This is a genomic window from Lactobacillus sp. ESL0679, from assembly GCF_029433515.1.
Classification (GTDB): domain Bacteria; phylum Bacillota; class Bacilli; order Lactobacillales; family Lactobacillaceae; genus Lactobacillus.
In genome coordinates this window covers 223,780-243,126 of sequence record NZ_JAQTIG010000001.1, presented here as the reverse complement: position 1 = coordinate 243,126, position 19,347 = coordinate 223,780, and the positions used below count along the sequence as shown (strand labels likewise).

Here is a 19,347-nt window from a genome sequence, read left to right as displayed (position 1 = left end):
GCTATTTTGCTTGTGGATAATTTTGAATCAAAAAACTAGAGGAGTAATATTTGTGGTTTATTATCAAAAAATGACACCGGAAGGCTACCAAAAAATTAAGGATGAAATTGCAGATCTAAAAAAGGATCGCCCTCGTAGAATTAAAATCTTGCAGGAGGCACGCAGCCTAGGTGATTTATCCGAAAATACTGAATACACGGAGGCCAAACGTGATTTGGGACACTTGCAAAGCCGGCTGCGCTACTTGGATAAACAATTAAAGTATGTCGAAATTGTGGAAAAAAGCGATGATGGCAAGGTTGACTTAGGAAAAACAGTGACATTAAAGTTTGCTGGTGATGATGAAACCGAAGAATATCGCATTGTTGGCCGCATGGAAGCTGACTTAGACGAGGGCAAAGTGGCATTTGACTCACCGCTAGGTCAGGCAATTATGAAGCAGCCGGTAAAAACAACGGTAACTGTGGCAGCTCCGGCAGGGGAGTACCAAGTAACAATCATGGCTATTAAATAAGAAGGCACAATCTGAATTTTTTCGGATTGTGTCTTTTGCGTTAAGTTCAGAAACATAGGAATGTTGAGCAAAAAATGTATTAATTACTCCGCACTTGTTCTTGATTGTTCGAACAAAAGTTCGTATAATAGTTTTAATTAATAGCGAACAAACGTTTGCAATAAGGAAGTGCCAATATGTATGATTATCGTTATGAGCCGCATCGCGTAATTTTTATGATTGATAACAAGTCGTTTTTTGCTAGTTGCGAGGCAATTCGGCTTGGGCTTAATCCGATGAAGGCTGTGTTAGCAGTGTTATCGCACCAGCCAGATACTGAATTTGGGTCGGGGTTAATTATGGCAGCTTCACCTTTGGCTAAGAAAAAATACGGTTTAACTAATGTGATGCGTGCGCGTGATTTGCCTTCTAAAAAGCAGGCGCCGGATTTAATGCTAGTCGAGCCGCATATGAACCTTTACATCAAGCGCAGTATGCAGGTCCTGCAGATTTTCCGTAAGTACGCGGCAGAAGAAGATATTCACGTTTACTCAATCGACGAAAGCATGATTGACATGACTAAATCATGGCACTTGTTTGGCGACGACCCGTATCTTGTTGCCCGCAAAATTCAGCAGGAGATCCGCCAAACTTTGGGACTGTATACAACTTGCGGAATTGGTGAAAATCCCTTGCTGGCGAAGTTAGCGATGGATATTGCTGCTAAGCATCGGCGTTCGATGATTGCGGCGTGGCACTACATTGACGTACCAGACACAATTTGGCAGATTCCTAATCTTGAAGATGTATGGGGAATTGGCAAACGAACGGCGAAGCGATTACGGCGATTGCAGATTAATAATATGTATGATTTGGCCCACACTGATCCCGCGATTTTGACTAAAGAATTTGGCGTGATTGGTGAGCAGCTGTTTGCCATGAGTTGGGGTGTTGACCGCAGTATTATCAGCGACAAGTTTGTTCCCAAAATGAAGCACTACGGCAATTCACAGGTTTTAATGCGGGATTATACGGACCAGAAAGAGATTGAAATTGTCTTGCGTGAAATCGGTGAACAGGTAGCAGCGCGAATTCGAGCGCACCAATTGCAGGCGGGGTGTGTCAATTTGACAGTTGGCTTCAACCAGTATCAGCCAGAGCGTCAGCGGAAAGGCTTTAGTGTTCAACAGAGGATTACCCCAACTAATGATAATGACTTGCTAGTAGCAGAATTAGTGGCACTTTTTCGTAAAAATTGGCATGGCGAGACTGTTCGGACTTTGGGCGTTAATTATAGCCAGCTAGTGCCTGATACTAGTCAGCAGTTGACTTTCTTTGTGCAGCCAGAGCGTCAGATTAAAAAACGTAATTTTGTCATGACAGTTGATAAAATTCGCCAGAGGTATGGCTTTACTAGTTTAGTTAAGGCCTCAAGCTTGTTAAAGGGGGCAACGGCAATTCAGCGGAGCAACCTTATGGGCGGACATAATGGCGGGAATGCTTATGAGTGATTTTGATAAAATTGTGCAGGATTTTTTTAAAAATTATCAGGATCGCGGAATGAAAAAATGGACCGGCTTTTTCCTAAGTGATCATACAATGATGATAAATAAGGACCGCGATAAGCGCAGTGTCCAGCACCCATGCAAGAGAACGCTGACTCAAGAGGAGATAGGTAGCAGGCTACTGGAAGCTTACAGTAATCACCAGTTGGTGTGTGTGCAAGTCAAGATAGTCGATGAAAATGATTGTATGCCAGCGGATATTGTTGGCTTCGTGAGTGGCTATTATGAAGATAAAATTATTATTGCTAATCAAAGTGTTGCTTTAGCCGACATTAATAATATAGAATTAAAATGGAAAAATTTAATTTGAAATTTCATAAAACTGTCTTTTTTTGCTATAATATGGGACTTGTAGGGTACACAAATGGATAGAGGTAATTTTTGTGAATACACCAGCATCAAGAGAGGGCAACTTATTCCGCTATATTGTTTACTTCATCGGCTATTTAATGGCTGCTGGCACGGTTAAGTTAGTTACTATAAATTCACCAATTCGTATTTGGAATTTAATTTTATTTGCATTAATTTCTCTAATGGTTTTGCTGTTTTTCATTTATCGTTTCAATCGTGAGCAACGCTTTTTTGACCGTAGTTTGTCGGGATCGTGGCTTGGCAATTTCGGTATGATTATTGGCCTAACCTTAGTAGTAACAGCATTGCGCATTGTTGTTTCCTGGCTGCAGGCTTACGGTAAGGTCAAGCTGTATGGTTTTCAAACAATGTATTTACGCCATGAGTCAGTCGCGATGTATTGGTTTTTGGTTGTTGCGCTAGGAATTGTGCTACCGATTTTACAGGAATTTTTAATTACTGGGTTTTTGTTCAATTATGCGTTCAGGCGTAATACAATGCTAACAGCAATTTTAGGAATTGCGACCTCGGGTATTCTGTTCAGTGCGCTGAACTGGCAAACGACGGTGCCACTCTTAGTGATTAATGCAATCTTTGGCGCATTGTTTGCGTGGTCCTACCTCTATACCCAGACGTTGTGGATGCCGATTTACTTAGCAGTAGTCAATGGCATCATTTTGATGGTAATGATGTAAAAATAAAAAAGGCAATGATTGAAAAATCATTGCCTTTTTAGTTAAGCGGATAGCGTGAATCGAACCCGCATCTTCAGCTTGGGAAGCTAACGTTTTACCATTAAACTATACCCGCGTTACTAAAATAGTTTATCATGTTTCAGGAATATTGCCAAGCTAAATTTTGATAGATAGAGATTTATTTTTCCATAAATAATGTACGATAATATTAGCTTGTTTGCTATAATATTTAAGACGTAGAAAAGTTAAAAGACGGTTTACTACCTGTGAGTGAAAGGACTGATGCCTATGAGCATGAGTGGATTCATACTCCAATCTATTGTACGAAAGGAGGACAGGTAGTTGGAAATCATTTTGGCCTTAGTGTTACTTCTTGCTATTGGATTAGTAGGATTAGCATTTTATTTAGCTAAAATGAAGCAGAACCAATTGTTAGCGGTAGTGATAATAAATCTATTGCCACTAGTAGTCGAGCTGCTAAGAAGTTTGCTCAATTAATTTTGAGCAAAATAAAACCGTCTACCTCTGACTGGAATGACGATTTTGTAAAAAATTATAATTTCAGGTAGTAAACCACTTTTAGTGGAACTACGTCAAGGAGTTGTGTTGGTGCACAGCTTCTTTTTTATTTCAAAAATAGTTTAACACGAAAGCAGAAAAATTTAAAGACATGCGATAAAGCAATTTGCTTTAATATTTAAGACGTAGGAAAGTTAAAAGACGGTTTACTATCTGTAAGTGAAAGGACTAGCTCCGATAAAATATCGGGAGCTAGTCCTAAGTTAAAGTTTAATAATCTGTCCTAATTTTAGGGTTCAGATCATAATTTTCGATATTAGCGTTTCTTTATATATTTTTGAAATAATACTATGTTAATAATTAGCAGGATATGCATCAATATTTAAGTCAGTTGATGCTTTATCTGCGTTTTTAAGTTGTTCTTGGGCTCTGTTTAGCAGCCAAGTTGCTTGATTAATTTCTGCAACACTTGCTGTTGTTGAAGAAGTAATGTCTTTAGCTTGTTTTAGAAAGTCATCATAGTAAGTACCATAAGGGGAATAGTACTTGTCGTAATTAGAATAAGCTTTGATCTTGGGTTCTTGATCGATCAATTCTTGTAAGTCTTGTTTGTCACTAGTAGTGGCAATTTTAGTGTCAGCTTTAGCTTCCTCGGGAGTATTAATTGGAGTTAATTGTGGGCCTGAAATATATTTAACGTCTGCAGCTTTGATATAGAAAAGATTATTTTCAAGTGCGTTAGCTACGCTTAATGTATCGGTACTTTTATTGCTTACTAAACGATAGAATAATTCAGCTTTATTGTCTTGGCTATCCCAAATATAAACAGACTCTATTACTTGTTTGTAATCAACTAGGTCTTTGTCTATAGTTATATTTTTTTGGCTATTAGGGTTTAAAATGCTTTTGATACTATAGGCAGGCGTAGCTTGCGCAAATTGAATAAAAGTACCGTTTGTTTTGGTTGCCAATCTTTGACGAGGCTTTCCTTTGACTAACCTTGCCACAATATTAGTGCTGTCAGTGTTGGCAACATGATAAAAATTAGAGAGTCCATTACCAGCAATATCAGAAAAGATATAATCTACTTTTAGCTTCATACCGTTTTTGATTTTTATTTTATTATTTCCTGTTCCGATACTGAAATTTTTGGCTGCAGGTCCTGATATTTTGACCGTAACGGTAGTACTTGCTACATAAAGCGGGTGACCATCAATCTCACTAACATTAGCTGCATTGATGTAACCACCGTGACCAATGTTGTAATAATATTTACCCTTGATTTTTTTATAGGGTAACCATGATTGATTGTAGTTGTCATCATTTAATAAGTAGTATTGCTTGCTACCTTTTTCAATAGGCTGGATTGTTCCAGCGTACTTAATATTAGTACCTTTGTGTAAATGAGTGTTATACCGGCTACCACGATATTTCGTTAGGCGTTTACCCTTTTTATTATAAACATAAGCTCCATGAACTAATTTTAGAGTGTTAGTACTTGAAGTTGTCGCTGCAGCAACAGGTGTAGATATAGGCTGTTGTGATATTGGAAATCCAGCACCTAAAGTCAAAATACCAGCAATCGAACCAAGAAGAATTTTTTTACTTAATTTCATATATTCACCTCATAAATGGAAATAATAATTATACCCATTATAGTTCAATAGCAAGATAAGTTTAAGCAATAACTGTTCTTAATCTACGAACGTGTGTTTGTATAGATAAGAAAACAGTGCTATATTAATTGTGCTTTTATAAGTTTAAAGAAGCCAAGAAAGGGCGGGTAGAGTTGGATAAAACCATTTTAATGCTACTGACCTCTACCGCCTTTGGTGGACTTGTTTCGATGCTAATCGGTTTCTATCAATGGCGTGTAAAGTCAAAGCATGAATCTGATGAAGAAGAACGTAAACGTCTCTATGATGACGTGAAATATTATCATACTAAGTTTCGTGATGATGAAGATGAAATTGATCGTTTAAAAGAAGAAATTAGGAGATTAAAAGCAGAACAAACTGGAGCTGCTAAAAGAAAAGAGTGATTATAATGAACAACTTAACTGATATTTTGCAATTGTTAAGTACCCTGTCTGTAATTATTGCTTTTCTGTTTGTAGGACTATACCCCTACATTCAAGAGCATAATAAACCTCTGGCTAATAAGTTAGACCTGTGGTATCAAATTGCCCAAGTCTTGGTTAATAATGAGGCAACTATTTTATTTTATGCAATATGTAAAGTTAGCATTGGAATAAGAATTTTTACTCACTCTTTTTGTTTAAGAAATAGTAGAAACTTATTACTTTGAAGTATAAACTAAAATTTAATAAATATATTATTTGTTTTTTATGAGGTATAGAAATGAAAAAAAACAAAAAATTAATAGTAAATTTGGCGGCAGTTATTTTGGCAACAACCTCAGCAGGCTCAATTATTACTACTAATCAAGCTCACGCAGCACAAACTACTGACCAAACTCAAAATAAAACCGTAGCAGATGGAACATTAACGTTAAATCATAATACCCGTATTTATAACAAAAAGGGACAAAAGTTATATTCTTATCAAAGAACTAATGGTTTGCTTAAAAAGGGTACAAGGATTAGCTATGCTAAAAAGGTTAAAGCAATAGATGATCCAAGTACAGTTAGATATTCTTTCCATGATGATAACTGGAATTGGTTCTATTTGCCATACAAGACAATCAAGGGACAAGAGTATTATAGTATTGGCCATGGTGGCTATGTTAAAGCTGTAAATGTTGATAAAATTATTGGCAATAACTTGTATACAAATCAGACTGTTGCCACTGTTGAACATGTAACTCCTAATTCTAAAGATGGATTAGATGTATTTGACGATCATAGAAATAATACTGGTAAAAAAATAAAGATAGGCAAGACTGTAATCGTAAATCGTGAAGCTGCACCTTCTGCTTTAGATATGAATTATTATGAAATAGATGGCAATACTCCTTCTGCATTCTATGGTATAAAAGACCAAAATGAATACATTTATACAGATAAAGTGAAAGTTGCTACACGTCAATTATTATTGCCATACAGTAACTATACAACCGTAATGATAAATAAAAATACTCCAGTTTATGATATTAATGGAAAACAAAAGAGCAAAAATATAGTTCAAGGATATAAAGAACTACCTGTCGATGAATTGTTATATATTTGGGTTCCAGGTGATAATCAAGCAGAGTTATTTTATAGGTTAAGTGATAAATCTAAAGAAGGCTCATTTAGTGATTCTACAGATTTTATTAAAGCTAAAGATAATAAGTATATTTATGGGCCAAGATTAGAAGTAATAAATTCAGTAAATGATGCCAAAAATGCTGCAGTATCAGCTTCTAATAGTGATAAACAAAAACTCCAAACCGTGTTAGATAAAGAATCAAGCATTAAGAATAGCGCTCCATATAAGTTCGGCAGATATCTAGAAAGGAATACATATTTACATGCTATTGATAATGGAAACAAGGTTATTCAAGAATCCCAGCCAACGCAAGCAGAAATAAATCAGGCTATTTGGAGTTTACAAGATGCGGCTAAAAATTTGAATGGTAAAAAAGTAGTAGTTAAGGATATTAATAAGTTAAGTAAAGATGAAGCCAGTCAGATTGAAAGCTTGGCAAAAGCTGATGCTGCTCAAGTCTATAATGGGACAAATAGTAATACAGAAGTAGAATTTAATAAAGACAAAACTAAGTTAACGCTTACTGTGTATAATAATAAAACTGAAAAGAAAACTCAGCAGATTTTAAATATTAATGATTATGCTGAAGAAAATTAAAGATAACTGATTAACTTAATTATTTATGAATAAAAAACATTAGCTTTTCTATTTGAGCTAATGTTTTTTTATTTCTTTTCGTAGTTACTCTTTCTGCGGCATTTTCTTAACGGTTAATGGCAGCTGACTACGATCAATCAGGCTAGTAAAATTTTGAAACAGCCAGCGGCGCAATTCTGCTGCGGTAATGATTAGCGGCATCCGGTCATGGATTGGTGCCATGTCAGCGTTGGGCTTAGTTGTTACCATTGAAAAATGGTCGCCTTGGTAAATACCGGCAATCAAAGTTAGGGATGCATTGGGGTCGCGAAAACTATAGCGCTCATGATAGGTGTGACCATTAACTGCATAAGTTTGATGTCCAGATTCCCAGAATTGCTTGGTAATGATAATGCACCGTGATTTGGCAAAGGATGAATCCCACATCGACGGTTTATTTTCAAAAAAGCGTTCAACGCGGGCGTTAAAAATCACTTTTTTATTGTCAACTGGGCTAGGATAACCCCAAGATTTGGGCACTAATTGTAATTGGTTATTTTGGTAGAGCAAGACGGGTGCGTCTTCTTTAGGAAAGACAGCCTGACTTTGCGGGAGGTTAGGCGCTGGCTCGGTCAACGGCAAGTTAAGGTCTGCTACTAAATATTTTTTGATTTCTGCCAAGTTAGGCAATTGGAATTGATTACACATTTTTCCTCTAGGTTTAATCATTGTTTGATTTTTGGTAAAATCAAGTATAACAATTATGTTAAATAAGATTTTGATTTTTAAAGAAGGCCCAAAAAACAGATGGATAAGAAAATTATTTTAACAGGTGACCGCCCAACTGGAAAGCTCCACATTGGACACTACATTGGCTCGTTGAAGAACCGAGTAATGCTTCAAAATTCGGGTGAGTATCAACCATTTATCATGATTGCCGACACGCAAGCTTTAACTGATAATGCGCGCAATCCCGAAAAAATCCGCAACAGCTTAATTCAGGTAGCACTAGACTACCTAGCTGTTGGCATTAATCCAGAAATTTCCACGATTTTTGTACAATCACAAATTCCGGCATTGTTTGAGTTAACGGCTTACTACATGGACTTAGTGACTGTTAGCCGGCTTGAACGTAATCCAACTGTTAAGACCGAAATTAAGCAAAAAGGCTTTAATGATTCAATTCCAGTTGGCTTTTTGAACTATCCAGTTTCACAGGCAGCAGATATCACTGCCTTTAAAGCAGCACTTGTTCCCGCTGGTGATGATCAGGAACCAATGATTGAGCAAGCACGGGAAATCGTGCGCACCTTTAACCGTGTGTACAATTGTGATGTTCTAGTTGAGCCTAAGGGTTACTTCCCAGAAGACGGCAGTGGTCGTCTGCCGGGTCTTGACGGCAATGCCAAGATGTCTAAGTCATTAAACAATGCCATTTACTTGTCAGATGATGCGGAGACGGTGCAAAAGAAGGTTATGTCAATGTACACTGATCCAGATCACGTCCACGTTGAGGATCCGGGTAAGATTGAAGGCAACACTGTTTTTACATATCTTGATATTTTTGATCCTGATAAGGATAAGGTAGCGCAATTGAAGGCAGATTACCAAAAAGGTGGTCTGGGTGATGTCAAAATTAAGCGTTACTTAAATAAAGTTTTGGAAGCAGAATTAGCACCAATTCGTCAGCGGCGAGCAAAATTTGCGCAAGATGAAGATGCTGTCTATGAAATGTTAATTGAGGGCTCGAAGAAGGCTAATGCCGTTGCTAACGAGACTTTACGACAAGTCCGGGATGCAATTGGCTTAAATTACTTTGACAAGAGGTAAATACAATGCGTGATCGAATTCCGTGGAAACAATATTTTATGATGCAAGCTTTAGTGATTGCCCAGCGTTCAACGTGTGATCGGGCGCTTGTTGGTAATGTGCTAGTTAAGGATAATCGCATTATTGGAACTGGCTATAATGGGTCTGTGACTGGTGCGCCACATTGCGATGATGTTGGCCACCAACTAGTTGACGGGCACTGCGTGCGGACAATTCATTCAGAGATGAATTCACTGATTCAATGTGCTAGAAATGGTGTCTCAACGGACAACACGGAAATCTACGTCACGCATTTTCCTTGTTATAATTGTGCTAAATCCTTAGTTCAGGCTGGAGTTAAAAAAATTAACTATTATTTTGATTATCATGATAGTCCACTGGCAATTGCACTATTCAAAGATTGTGGGGTTCCCTATGAGCAAATTAAAATTGACCGCAAGTATGTGGAACAATTGGCGCATAAACTGGAAGACGCTGAAAACTAAGCTGACATTAATCACCGTTTTAATTGGTCTTTTTTGTACATTAACCGGTTTTTCAAATACAAATATTCAGGATAATAGTCACTTGCTAAATCATGCGACTAAAGCATTAATTACTGCTAAAAATGACCGTTATTGGCAAACTAGTGAGCAGCCGCAAATTGTAGTTCGCACATTTAACCGAATTGATGGGTTAACACCCAAAAATTTGGCCAAGTCGAAGCGGACGGTTTTTATCATTGTTGGCACTAAGGGTAAAAAGCGCAATGTGCAGATTTTTTCGAGTAAAGACTTGCACGCAGCCTTTACGGCAGATACGCGCGGCAACATTATCCGCTCACAATCGGACCAATTGCGCAGCAATAGTAAGACCGAGTTTAACAAGGGACTGCGTTTTGTTTTTCGTGCGTGTGCAACCACGATTGACCAGCAATATCAATATTCCTTTGACAAGTATGACTTAACTAATGATGAGCGCTCGCAGATTGCCCATCCTCATCGTTTGGCGCTCCCAATAGCTTTAGCATTAGTTATTGTAGTAGCCGGGTTATACTACTTTTTCCGGCATAATTTACAACCTAAAAACCGAATGAAAAAGTAGTCAGCGATTAATATATTGGGAAATATTATTCTGCTTTTTATAAATAATTTAGACTAAATTAGTTGACTTGGTCCACAGTTATGGATTACACTCACTATGTAAATTCAATAAAACAAATAAACTGTTAGGTGAGACTCCTACGTGAACACACGCTATCGCCCAGAAACATCCAGAGATGCCAACGAGTTAAATAGGTGTCGTCGATTTAAGGCGAGATCCAGATAGCTAGCATGTGCTTACGTCACGTAGTGTTAAAACTGAACGACGAGTATATTATAATATATGATACCTTGTTTAAAAGAAGGTCGCCTGCAGCTTTTGCATGCGGCTTTTTTAGTTTGTTTGAGATTTTTAAATAAGGAGTGGTAAGGATGCTGAGAAAACCTAATAACCAGGCTGAAAGCAAAGACTTGCAGCGGGTTAAAGCAATTGCCAAGGAGACACGTGCCGAAACGTTGGCACGGCTCCACGCGAGCAGTAACGGGCTATCTAGTAAGCAGGCTGATAAAAATCGTGAGGAATATGGATCGAATCAGATCGCCTCAAACAAACACGATTCTAAGCTGCGCTTTTTAGCCGAGGCGTTTATTACACCGTTTACCTTGGTTTTGTTAGTTCTAGCAACGCTGTCGCTGTTTACCGACTATATTTTTGTCCCGGTTGGACAGAAAGATTTAAGTACGGTATTGATTATGGTGACAATGGTTTTAATATCCGGGATTACCAGTTTTATCCAGAATATTAAGTCGTCTAATGCCGTTAATTCACTGCTGAAGATGGTGTCGGTTACTACTGATGTTATCCGCGATGGCAAGGACCAAGAAATCCCGACTGATCAAGTGGTTATCGGTGATGTTATTCGGCTTGGGGCAGGAGACTTAGTGCCTGCTGACATGCGGCTACTTTCGAGTAAGGACCTCTTCTGTTCGTCAAGCTCACTCAACGGTGAGTCAAGTCCTGTGGAAAAGATTGCCACTAAGAGACCCGGCGTAGGTAGGGACCGTGATTATCTGGATTACCCCAATGTTTTATATGAGGGGACAACGATTGTTTCCGGCGCTGGACTTGGTGTCGTCTTTGCGACGGGGTCACACACCATGTTTGGCAAGCTGGCTCATGATATTGCTAGAAGTGACGTCAAGAATACGTCCTTTGATGTCGGCATTAAAAATATTTCGAAATTGTTGATTACCATGACCGCGATTATTGCGCCGCTGGTGCTCATCATTAACGGTTTGACAAAGGGCAACTGGATTGATGCCTTAATCTTTGCGATTGCAACAGCTGTGGGACTGACACCAGAAATGCTGCCAGTGATTGTGACGACCAACTTGGTTAAAGGCTCCGTTGAAATGTCCAAGCACGGCACAATTGTTAAAAAGATGAATTCGATTCAAAACTTTGGCTCGGCTGACGTGCTCTGTACCGATAAGACGGGGACGTTAACGCAGGACAAGGTCGTTTTGGAGAGGCACTATGATTTAAATTTGCGGGAAACGCCTAAAATTTTGGAGTTGGGTTACCTCAATTCTTATTACCAAACAGGGATGAAAAATCTGATCGATAAGGCAATAATTGAAGCAGCTGGTGATGAGCTCGATGTTAACGAAATTCAGCGTGATTATCACAAGATTGATGAAATTCCGTTTGACTTTTCCAGACGGCGCATGAGTGTTGTGGTTGAAAACTCAGACCGTGAGCACGGCGAGCACCTCTTGGTAACTAAGGGTGCTGCAGAAGAAATGATTGCTGTTTCCAACCGTGTTGAAGTTGACGGGCAAATTTTGGCATTAACTCCAGAGCGCAAACAAAAGGTCATGGCCAAGATTGACAACATGAATGATGACGGTCTGCGGGTAATTATGCTGGGGTATAAGCCTAATCCCGCACCAGTTGGTGAGTTCTCCACTAAAGATGAAAGCAACCTGATTTTGTGTGGCTTTCTAGCCTTCCTTGATCCACCAAAAGAAAGTGCCAAGAATGCTTTGGCTAAGTTAAAGAGCGATGGAATTAATGTCAAAATCCTAACGGGCGACAATGAGGCTGTCACAAGAACGGTTGGCCTGCAAGTTGGGTTAAACGTTGATAACGTGTATTCTGGTGCTGATTTAGATGGTAAGAGTCCTGAAGAATTGGCTAAGATGGTTGAAGAATGCAACATCTTTGTTAAGTTGTCACCAGAAGACAAGACGAAGATTATTAATTTGCTCAAGCAAAATGGGCACACAGTTGGCTACATGGGTGATGGCATTAACGATGCTCCCGCAATGAAGGCCGCTGATGTCTCGATTTCTGTTGATACTGCGGTTGATATTGCCAAGGAGTCAGCTGACATTATTTTGCTGCACAAGGATTTGAATGTGCTGGAAAAGGGCGTCAGAATTGGTCGGAAGGTCTTTGGTAACACGATGAAGTATATCAAGATTACCCTGTCTTCAAACTTTGGTAACATTTTATCGATTTTAGTTGCCTCATCGTTCTTGCCATTCTTGCCGATGTTGCCGCTGCAGCTGTTAATTCTGGACTTACTGTATGGTACGAGTTGCTTGTCACTACCGTTTGATACAATGTCGGATGAATACTTGAAGCAGCCGCGAACTTGGTCGACTAAGAAATTGCCGAAGTTTATGTTTTACTTTGGTCCGACCTCTTCGGTCTTTGACATTGTGACGTTCGCATTGCTATACTTCATAATTTGTCCACGACTTGTTGGCGGCAGCTATACCGCGATTTCACCAGCTCAGCAAGTTGCCTTTGTGGCCTTGTTTCATACCGGGTGGTTTATTGAGTCGCTATGGACACAGGAAATGGTTATTCATGCTTTGCGTGATCGTCACTTGCCGTTCATTCAGCAGCACGCAACTTATGCTGTTATCTTGGCAACCTTTGGCGCAGGGATTATCGGTACACTATTGCCATTCTCCGTTGTTGCCGATGCACTGAAGTTTGGTCCAATGCCACTTAGCTACATGTGGGTCATTTTGGGTATTTTGATTCTTTATATTTTATTGACGACAATCGTCAAGCACTTTTATTTAAAAGGTGAAAAATTCTTAATTTAACTGTTAATGCTAAAAAGGCGGCTTAGGTTCTTACCTCAGTCGTTTTTTTGATGCTCTCATTAAGTAATTTGCTTTCTATTTGTAATGGTGTTATAACATAATAGTACAATAAAACTGATGCATTATTATGTTAGAAAGGAAGCAATATGAAGCTAAGCAATTTAACAGTTAAATATGGTAAGCATATTTCTTTAAATAATATAAGTGTCCAACTTACTAATAATGGCAAAATTATCGGTGTTCTTGGTGAAAATGGTGCCGGTAAAACGACGCTGATTAATGTAATAATAGGCAGACTAAACCGCTTTAAAGGAACAAGGACAGTTAATGAAAGCATTGCTTATATGCCTGATAGATTTTTTCTTTATGAAAACTTGCGAATTAAGCAGGCAATAAAATTATTTAAGCAATCTTTTTCTGATTTTGATGAAAAGCGTGCTTTGAAAATTCTTGCGCATTTTAACCTCAATCCTAATATGAAAATTCACGATGGCTCTAAGGGGAATCACGAGGAGATTCATTTAGCATTGATCTTATCGAGAAATACGGATTTTTACGTGATGGATGAGCCGTTATCGGCAATTGATCCAATTAATCGGGCTGCTTTTATTGAAGCAATTGAAAATTATCGCCGAAAAGACAGCACAGTTTTAATCGTTACGCACTTATTGCGCGATTTGGGTAGCATGTTTGACGAAGTAATCTTGATGAGAAAAGGGCAGTTGCTTTTACAAGATACGAAGAAAAATATCTTAACTAAATACAGCAGCCTTGAAGAAGCTTACTTTAAGGAGGTAGGAAGATGAGAGAATATCTTGGTATCAGATTGAAGAAGATGCTGCCGCTGTTTCTTGTTCCCATTGGGATTGAAATTATCTTTGGCCTAATTAGATTGGCTAAACCTCATAATGCAATGATCGCGGAAGTTCATGATTTGTGGTATGCCGCGGCTGCCGCCGTTATTTTGTTTGTCACAACCTATCAGTTAATTAAAATTTATTACCTAGGAAGTGATGAACTGATAAATATTTTGCCGTTTGCAAATGAATTATTAACCTTGATTGAGTTAGTGATGTATTCGATATTAACAACAGTTTTCGGTGCAGTTTTTCAAGAAGTAAACAATTATCATTCAGGTGTTAAAATTGCCCTTGGCCAGTATGCACTCAGTAAATTTCTATCATTATTAAGCTTTTATATGGTGCTGTTTGCCTTTGCCATGATTTTTAAGAACATTAGAAAAAATGCAATTGGCGAATCTCTAATATTACTTGCTACTCTTTTGGTGATTGCACTTGTAATTACGCTTTTCTGGCAGATTGAAAAAAGCCAAATAGTTCACTTTATGATCGGAATTTCTTCACCGGATGCGCAAATTCGTGTAGTCTATTTGAATATTCTGCCATACAGCTTTTATGATCAGACTACTGCCGCGGCACACCGACTAGTTAAGATGGGTTATCTGATAAATGGTATTAGTACAGTTATATCAGGATTAGTTGTGGTTTTATGGCCAAGAATAGTTAAGTTGAATTATCTTAATTTGGTAGATTAATTTTAGAAGAAAAAGTCCAGAGCTCCTGGACTTTTTTAGTATAATCAATAGGAAGATAATTTTAAAAGCTATTTTAATTATTACTGAAATAAAAATGAGATTATGCCATAAAAATCCTCATAATACGATTTTCAAGCTATCTTAGTGTAGTATAATGAACTGAAAACAAATAAATCTTAAGGAGAAACAAATATGGCTGACAAAAAAACTTTTTATGTTACAACCCCAATCTATTATCCATCCGGCCGCTTAACGATCGGTAATGCATACACGACAATCGCTGCTGACACGATAGCGCGCTACAAGCGTAGTCAAGGCTACGATACCTTCTTTTTGACTGGGACCGATGAACACGGCTTGAAGATTGAGCAAAAGGCTGAAAAACAAGGCATCAAGCCGCAAGAGTTCGTGGACAAGATGGTGGTCATGTATAAAAAGTTGTGGAAGAGTCTTGATATTTCTTACGACAAATTTATTCGGACAACTGATGAAGAACACGTTAAGGGTGTACAAAAGATTTTTGAAAAGCTCTTAAAGCAAGGCGACATCTATCTTGGCGAGTACACTGGTTGGTACTCAGTTGAAGATGAGGAATACTTTACCGAATCACAATTAGCTGAGGTTTACAAGGATGATGCCGGCAACGTAGTTGGTGGTAAAGCACCATCAGGTCACGAAGTCCAGCTGGTTAAGGAGCCATCATACTTCTTTAAGATGAGCAAGTATGCTGACCGTTTGCAACAATATTACAAGGATCATCCCGACTTTATCTTGCCTCATTCTCGGGAAAAGGAAATGGTGAATAACTTTTTGAAGCCTGGACTAGAAGATTTATCAGTTACACGGACGACGGTTTCTTGGGGCATCCCTGTTCCAAGTGATCCTAAGCACGTGGTTTATGTCTGGATTGATGCGCTGTCAAACTATATTACGGCTCTAGGTTATGATTCTGACGATGATTCCTTATTTAAGAAGTATTGGCCAGCTGACGTTCATTTGGTTGGTAAAGAAATTGTGCGTTTCCACACAATTTATTGGCCAATTATGTTGATGGCATTAGGTTTGCCATTGCCAAAACACGTTATTGGTCATGGTTGGGTCTTGATGAAGGACGGTAAGATGTCCAAGTCTAAGGGTAATGCCGTTTATCCAGAATCAATTACTAGCCGTTACGGTGTTGATGCTTTGCGTTACTACCTGATGCGTGCTTTGCCGTTTGGTTCAGACGGTGTCTTCACGCCAGAAGACTTTGTGGAACGGGTCAATTATGATTTGGCTAATGATTTGGGCAACCTGCTTAACAGAACGGTGTCAATGATTAACCAATATCAAGAAGGCCATGTTGCTCCAGTTGCTGCAACCCAAAATGAATTGGGCAAGCAACTAGCTGCTACTGCAGAAGAAACAATTGCAGATTACAAGCAAAATATGGATAAACTTTACTTTACGCAAGCAATTGAGGGAATTTGGAAGTTTATTGGTCGTGCTAACAAATATATTGATGAGACAACCCCTTGGGCTTTGAACAAGGAAGGCAAAAAGGAAGAATTGTCCTTAGTAATGTCCAACTTGGCTGAAAGTCTGCGGATTGTTGCCTTATTAATCGCTCCAATTATGACCAGAACACCAGTAGAAATGTTTAAACAACTCGGTTTAGACTGGCAAAATGCTGACCAAAAGAAGTTGGCCTTTGGCGATTGTGCTTGGGATATTAAGGTAACTGAAAAGCCAACACCAATTTATCCACGATTAAAGCCAGAAGAAGAAGTTAAGTACATTAAGAATGAAATGGCTAAGGCTAAGCCAAAGAAGCAAAGTCGTAGTGAACAAGGCAAAGACCCAGACATTACCATTGATGATTTTGACAAGGTTAAAATCCAAGTTGGTAAGATTTTGTCTGTTGAGCCAGTTCAAGGATCTAGTAAGTTGTTGAAATTCCAACTTGACTTTGGTAACGGCGATGAGCGCCAAATCTTAAGTGGCATCCGCAAGTATTATCCAAATGCTAGCGAACTGCTTGACCGTAAAGTATTAGCTGTAACTAACTTGAAACCACGTAAGATGGTTGGTCAATTGAGTCAGGGCATGCTTTTATCCAGTGAGAAGAATGGCGAAGTTAAGTTGGCATTAGTCGGCGATGAACACGAAGTCGGGGCTCAATTAGGTTAATGGAATTAATTGATAACCATACACACTTACAGGATGAACCTTTTCGGGGTAAGGAAGAATTTTACATTGATCGTGCTAAGCAATTAGGCGTTACGAAGATGATTTGTGCGGGGCAAGACCCCGACTTTAACAAGCGGGCAATTGATCTTAGTCAGCGCTTTGATAATGTCTATGCGATGGTCGGTTATTGTCCTGATGTGGCTAAGGATTACAATCAGCAAGCTGAAGACTTGCTAATTGAGCAGCTGCAGGTACCCGGTGTGGTCGCAATGGGCGAGATTGGTCTTGACTATTATTGGGATGAATCACCGCGTGATGTGCAAAAAAGAGTATTAGCACGTCAGATTGAAGTGGCTCATGAATTACATTTACCGGTTGATATTCATACGCGCGATGCGTTTAGTGATTGCTACGAAATTTTACAAAGCAGCAATCTGGAATACGGTGCAATTTTGCACAGCTTTAACGGGGATGTTTCGTGGCTTCAGAAGTTTATGAAGCTAAATGTTTGTTTTTCTTACTCTGGTGTAGTTTCCTTTACTAAGGCAACCGAAGTCCACGAGTCCGCAAGGCAAACACCGCTCGACAGACTGCTAATTGAAACGGACGCGCCGTTTTTGACGCCAAAACCCTATCGCGGCAGACAAAATGAGCCGGGGAATGTCTACTATGTGGCTCAGGCAATTGCTGAACTGAAAAATATTCCAATAGAAGAGGTTGCTGCGGCAACTTACGCAAATACTGTGAGAGTTTATGGTCTTAACTAAAAAACAATTTAACGCAGTTGTGGTCGTTGAGGGAAAAGACGACACAATTAGGCTAAAGCAATTTTTCCCAGGCATTGAAACGATTGAAACTAACGGCTCAGATGTGCCGCAATCGGTTTTAACAGAATTAAAGGAACTAATTAAAAAGCGAGATGTCGTTGTCTTGACCGACCCTGATTTAAACGGTGAACGCATTCGTCGGTTAGTGACAGAAGCGATTCCTACTGCTAAGCAGGCATTTATCACTCGTAAGGAAGGAGTCCCGCAAAAGCGGGGCAACTCATTAGGGGTTGAGCATGCATCCAAAGAGGCATTAACGCGTGCTTTAAGTGATCTGCATGAAGCTAAATTTGAGCAGAGTGATTTAACCAAAGAAGCTTACCAGCATTTGGGCTTGGCTAGTGGCCAGGGCTCGCGTAAATTGCGTGAACAAGTTGGGATTAAGTTGAGCGTAGGTTATGGTAATGCTAAACAGTTTTATAAAAGGCTGCATACTTTTGGAATAACGCTTGCGGCATTAACTGCGGCGGTTAAGGAGGCACAAGATGAATAATGAAATTCCTATTGGCTCGCCGATAAGGACGCAGGCAATAATTAACCGTTACTTTGTTAAAGCCAAGAAAAACTTGGGGCAAAATTTTTTAGTTGATCTGAATGCAATCCAAGGGATTGTGCAGGCTGCGCAAATTCAGCCGGGTGATCAGGTAATTGAAATTGGTCCAGGAATTGGGTCGTTGACCGAGCAGCTGCTTTATGCTGGTGCCAAGGTTTTTGCTTATGAAGTTGACGATGATTTGCCGGAAATTTTAAACAATGAATTGCCAAGGCAAATTGCTGGTGTTCCAATTAAGGAACGCTTTGAGTTAATGATGAAGGACATTTTGAAGGCTGATTTTAAAAACGATTTAGCTGATTTCTTTGATTTGACCAAGCCAGTGAAGGTCGTTGCTAACTTGCCTTATTACATCACAACGCCGATTATTTTCTTTTTGAATGAATCTGAGCTGAATTTTGCTAATCTGACGTTAATGATGCAAAAGGAAGTGGCGGACCGCTTGAGTGCGCAACCGGGGTCAAAAGCCTATGGTCCGCTTTCAATTGCGGTGCAAATTGAAATGAATGTGGATGAGGCACTAACTGTTAAGAGCAACTCGTTTATTCCGCGGCCAAAAGTTGACTCAAGTGTGGTAGTTTTAACGCCGCTGAAACAAAAGCCAAATGTTGGGGATGCCAAGCACTTTAATTGGGTTGTCAAGATGTGCTTTGCCCAACGTCGTAAAACTTTAAATAACAACTTAAAGAATCTAATTCCAGATGCGGATCAGCGCGCAGAGCTGATTGCTTCTCTAGGAGTTGACCCGCGGATTCGACCGGAGCAGCTCTCAATTAGCCAGTTTGCGCAAATAGCAGCGGTAATTAAAAAAGAGCACTAATCTAATTTTGTTCGGTAATTATGAAAAGCAATTGAAATAA

At 39.1% G+C, this 19,347-nt stretch carries 19 protein-coding genes, 1 tRNA gene and 1 riboswitch; of the genes, 17 read left to right on the top strand and 3 right to left on the bottom strand.

The features are described from left to right. The first annotated feature begins 52 nt into the window (after positions 1 to 52). The 4 genes from greA to PT287_RS01275 all read left to right on the top strand — a co-directional run bounded on the left by greA (position 53) and on the right by PT287_RS01275 (position 3,104). Complete coding sequence (gene greA / locus PT287_RS01290) at positions 53 to 514, top strand: transcription elongation factor GreA (protein WP_277131984.1); 462 nt, start codon at positions 53 to 55, stop codon at positions 512 to 514. A gap of 176 nt (positions 515 to 690) precedes the next feature. After that, on the top strand, positions 691 to 2,004 hold the full coding sequence (locus PT287_RS01285; RefSeq protein WP_277131983.1) for a Y-family DNA polymerase: 1,314 nt from the start codon (positions 691 to 693) through the stop codon (positions 2,002 to 2,004). Beyond that, positions 1,997 to 2,368 carry a hypothetical protein gene (locus tag PT287_RS01280; RefSeq protein ID WP_277131982.1) on the top strand — a complete coding sequence of 124 codons (372 nt, stop codon included), beginning with the start codon at positions 1,997 to 1,999 and terminating at the stop codon, positions 2,366 to 2,368. Before PT287_RS01285 ends, PT287_RS01280 begins: the two co-directional genes overlap by 8 nt. A 73-nt stretch (positions 2,369 to 2,441) precedes the next feature. Continuing rightward, positions 2,442 to 3,104: a type II CAAX endopeptidase family protein gene (locus PT287_RS01275; protein WP_277131981.1), complete on the top strand. Its 663-nt coding sequence runs from the start codon at positions 2,442 to 2,444 to the stop codon at positions 3,102 to 3,104. A gap of 44 nt (positions 3,105 to 3,148) precedes the next feature. Here the strand turns inward: PT287_RS01275 and PT287_RS01270 are convergent. Continuing rightward, positions 3,149 to 3,219, bottom strand: a tRNA-Gly gene (locus PT287_RS01270). A gap of 227 nt (positions 3,220 to 3,446) precedes the next feature. Between PT287_RS01270 and PT287_RS01265 the strand changes: the two genes are divergently transcribed. Next, a complete protein-coding gene (locus PT287_RS01265; RefSeq protein WP_277131980.1) occupies positions 3,447 to 3,602 on the top strand; it encodes a hypothetical protein in 156 nt (51 codons plus the stop codon). Between the two features lie 374 nt (positions 3,603 to 3,976). Here the strand turns inward: PT287_RS01265 and PT287_RS01260 are convergent, their stop codons facing one another. Further along, entirely contained in the window at positions 3,977 to 5,239 is a 1,263-nt protein-coding gene (locus PT287_RS01260) for an FIVAR domain-containing protein (RefSeq protein WP_277131979.1), read from the bottom strand. 191 nt (positions 5,240 to 5,430) lie between these two features. Here PT287_RS01260 and PT287_RS01255 point away from each other — a divergent pair, with 191 nt between their 5' ends. Both PT287_RS01255 and PT287_RS01250 read left to right on the top strand, forming a co-directional pair. Beyond that, entirely contained in the window at positions 5,431 to 5,664 is a 234-nt protein-coding gene (locus PT287_RS01255; RefSeq protein ID WP_277131978.1) for a hypothetical protein, read from the top strand. A 319-nt stretch (positions 5,665 to 5,983) separates the two neighbouring features. Further along, positions 5,984 to 7,429 (top strand): SLAP domain-containing protein, encoded by a 1,446-nt coding sequence (locus tag PT287_RS01250; RefSeq protein WP_277131977.1) that lies wholly within the window; start codon positions 5,984 to 5,986, stop codon positions 7,427 to 7,429. Between the two features lie 84 nt (positions 7,430 to 7,513). Here PT287_RS01250 and PT287_RS01245 read toward each other — a convergent pair whose 3' ends face one another. After that, positions 7,514 to 8,116 (bottom strand): SOS response-associated peptidase family protein, encoded by a 603-nt coding sequence (locus PT287_RS01245; protein ID WP_277131976.1) that lies wholly within the window; start codon positions 8,114 to 8,116, stop codon positions 7,514 to 7,516. A 99-nt stretch (positions 8,117 to 8,215) separates the two neighbouring features. On the opposite strand from PT287_RS01245, the gene trpS reads away from it, so the two are divergent. From trpS to rsmA, 10 genes are all read left to right on the top strand, one after another. Next, a complete protein-coding gene (gene trpS / locus PT287_RS01240) occupies positions 8,216 to 9,238 on the top strand; it encodes a tryptophan--tRNA ligase (protein ID WP_277131975.1) in 1,023 nt (340 codons plus the stop codon). A 5-nt stretch (positions 9,239 to 9,243) separates the two neighbouring features. Next, positions 9,244 to 9,723 (top strand): deaminase, encoded by a 480-nt coding sequence (locus PT287_RS01235; protein WP_277131974.1) that lies wholly within the window; start codon positions 9,244 to 9,246, stop codon positions 9,721 to 9,723. Beyond that, positions 9,680 to 10,321, top strand: a complete 642-nt coding sequence (locus PT287_RS01230; RefSeq protein WP_277132452.1) for a TPM domain-containing protein — start codon at positions 9,680 to 9,682, stop codon at positions 10,319 to 10,321. The genes PT287_RS01235 and PT287_RS01230 overlap by 44 nt, the downstream gene beginning before the upstream one ends. Before the next feature lie 113 nt (positions 10,322 to 10,434). Continuing rightward, positions 10,435 to 10,598: riboswitch (M-box (ykoK) riboswitch) on the top strand. Between the two features lie 94 nt (positions 10,599 to 10,692). Then, on the top strand, positions 10,693 to 13,383 hold the full coding sequence (gene mgtA / locus PT287_RS01225; RefSeq protein ID WP_277131973.1) for a magnesium-translocating P-type ATPase: 2,691 nt from the start codon (positions 10,693 to 10,695) through the stop codon (positions 13,381 to 13,383). 146 nt (positions 13,384 to 13,529) lie between these two features. Next, positions 13,530 to 14,189 (top strand): ABC transporter ATP-binding protein, encoded by a 660-nt coding sequence (locus PT287_RS01220; protein WP_277131972.1) that lies wholly within the window; start codon positions 13,530 to 13,532, stop codon positions 14,187 to 14,189. Continuing rightward, positions 14,186 to 14,938, top strand: coding sequence for a hypothetical protein (locus tag PT287_RS01215; RefSeq protein ID WP_277131971.1), 753 nt, complete (start codon positions 14,186 to 14,188; stop codon positions 14,936 to 14,938). The genes PT287_RS01220 and PT287_RS01215 overlap by 4 nt, the downstream gene beginning before the upstream one ends. Before the next feature lie 192 nt (positions 14,939 to 15,130). Then, entirely contained in the window at positions 15,131 to 17,107 is a 1,977-nt protein-coding gene (metG, locus tag PT287_RS01210; protein WP_277131970.1) for a methionine--tRNA ligase, read from the top strand. Continuing rightward, positions 17,107 to 17,874, top strand: a complete 768-nt coding sequence (locus PT287_RS01205) for a TatD family hydrolase (RefSeq protein WP_277131969.1) — start codon at positions 17,107 to 17,109, stop codon at positions 17,872 to 17,874. The genes metG and PT287_RS01205 overlap by 1 nt, the downstream gene beginning before the upstream one ends. Further along, positions 17,861 to 18,427, top strand: coding sequence for a ribonuclease M5 (gene rnmV, locus PT287_RS01200; protein ID WP_277131968.1), 567 nt, complete (start codon positions 17,861 to 17,863; stop codon positions 18,425 to 18,427). Before PT287_RS01205 ends, rnmV begins: the two co-directional genes overlap by 14 nt. After that, on the top strand, positions 18,420 to 19,307 hold the full coding sequence (gene rsmA / locus PT287_RS01195; RefSeq protein ID WP_277131967.1) for a 16S rRNA (adenine(1518)-N(6)/adenine(1519)-N(6))-dimethyltransferase RsmA: 888 nt from the start codon (positions 18,420 to 18,422) through the stop codon (positions 19,305 to 19,307). The genes rnmV and rsmA overlap by 8 nt, the downstream gene beginning before the upstream one ends. The last annotated feature ends 40 nt before the right edge of the window (positions 19,308 to 19,347 follow it).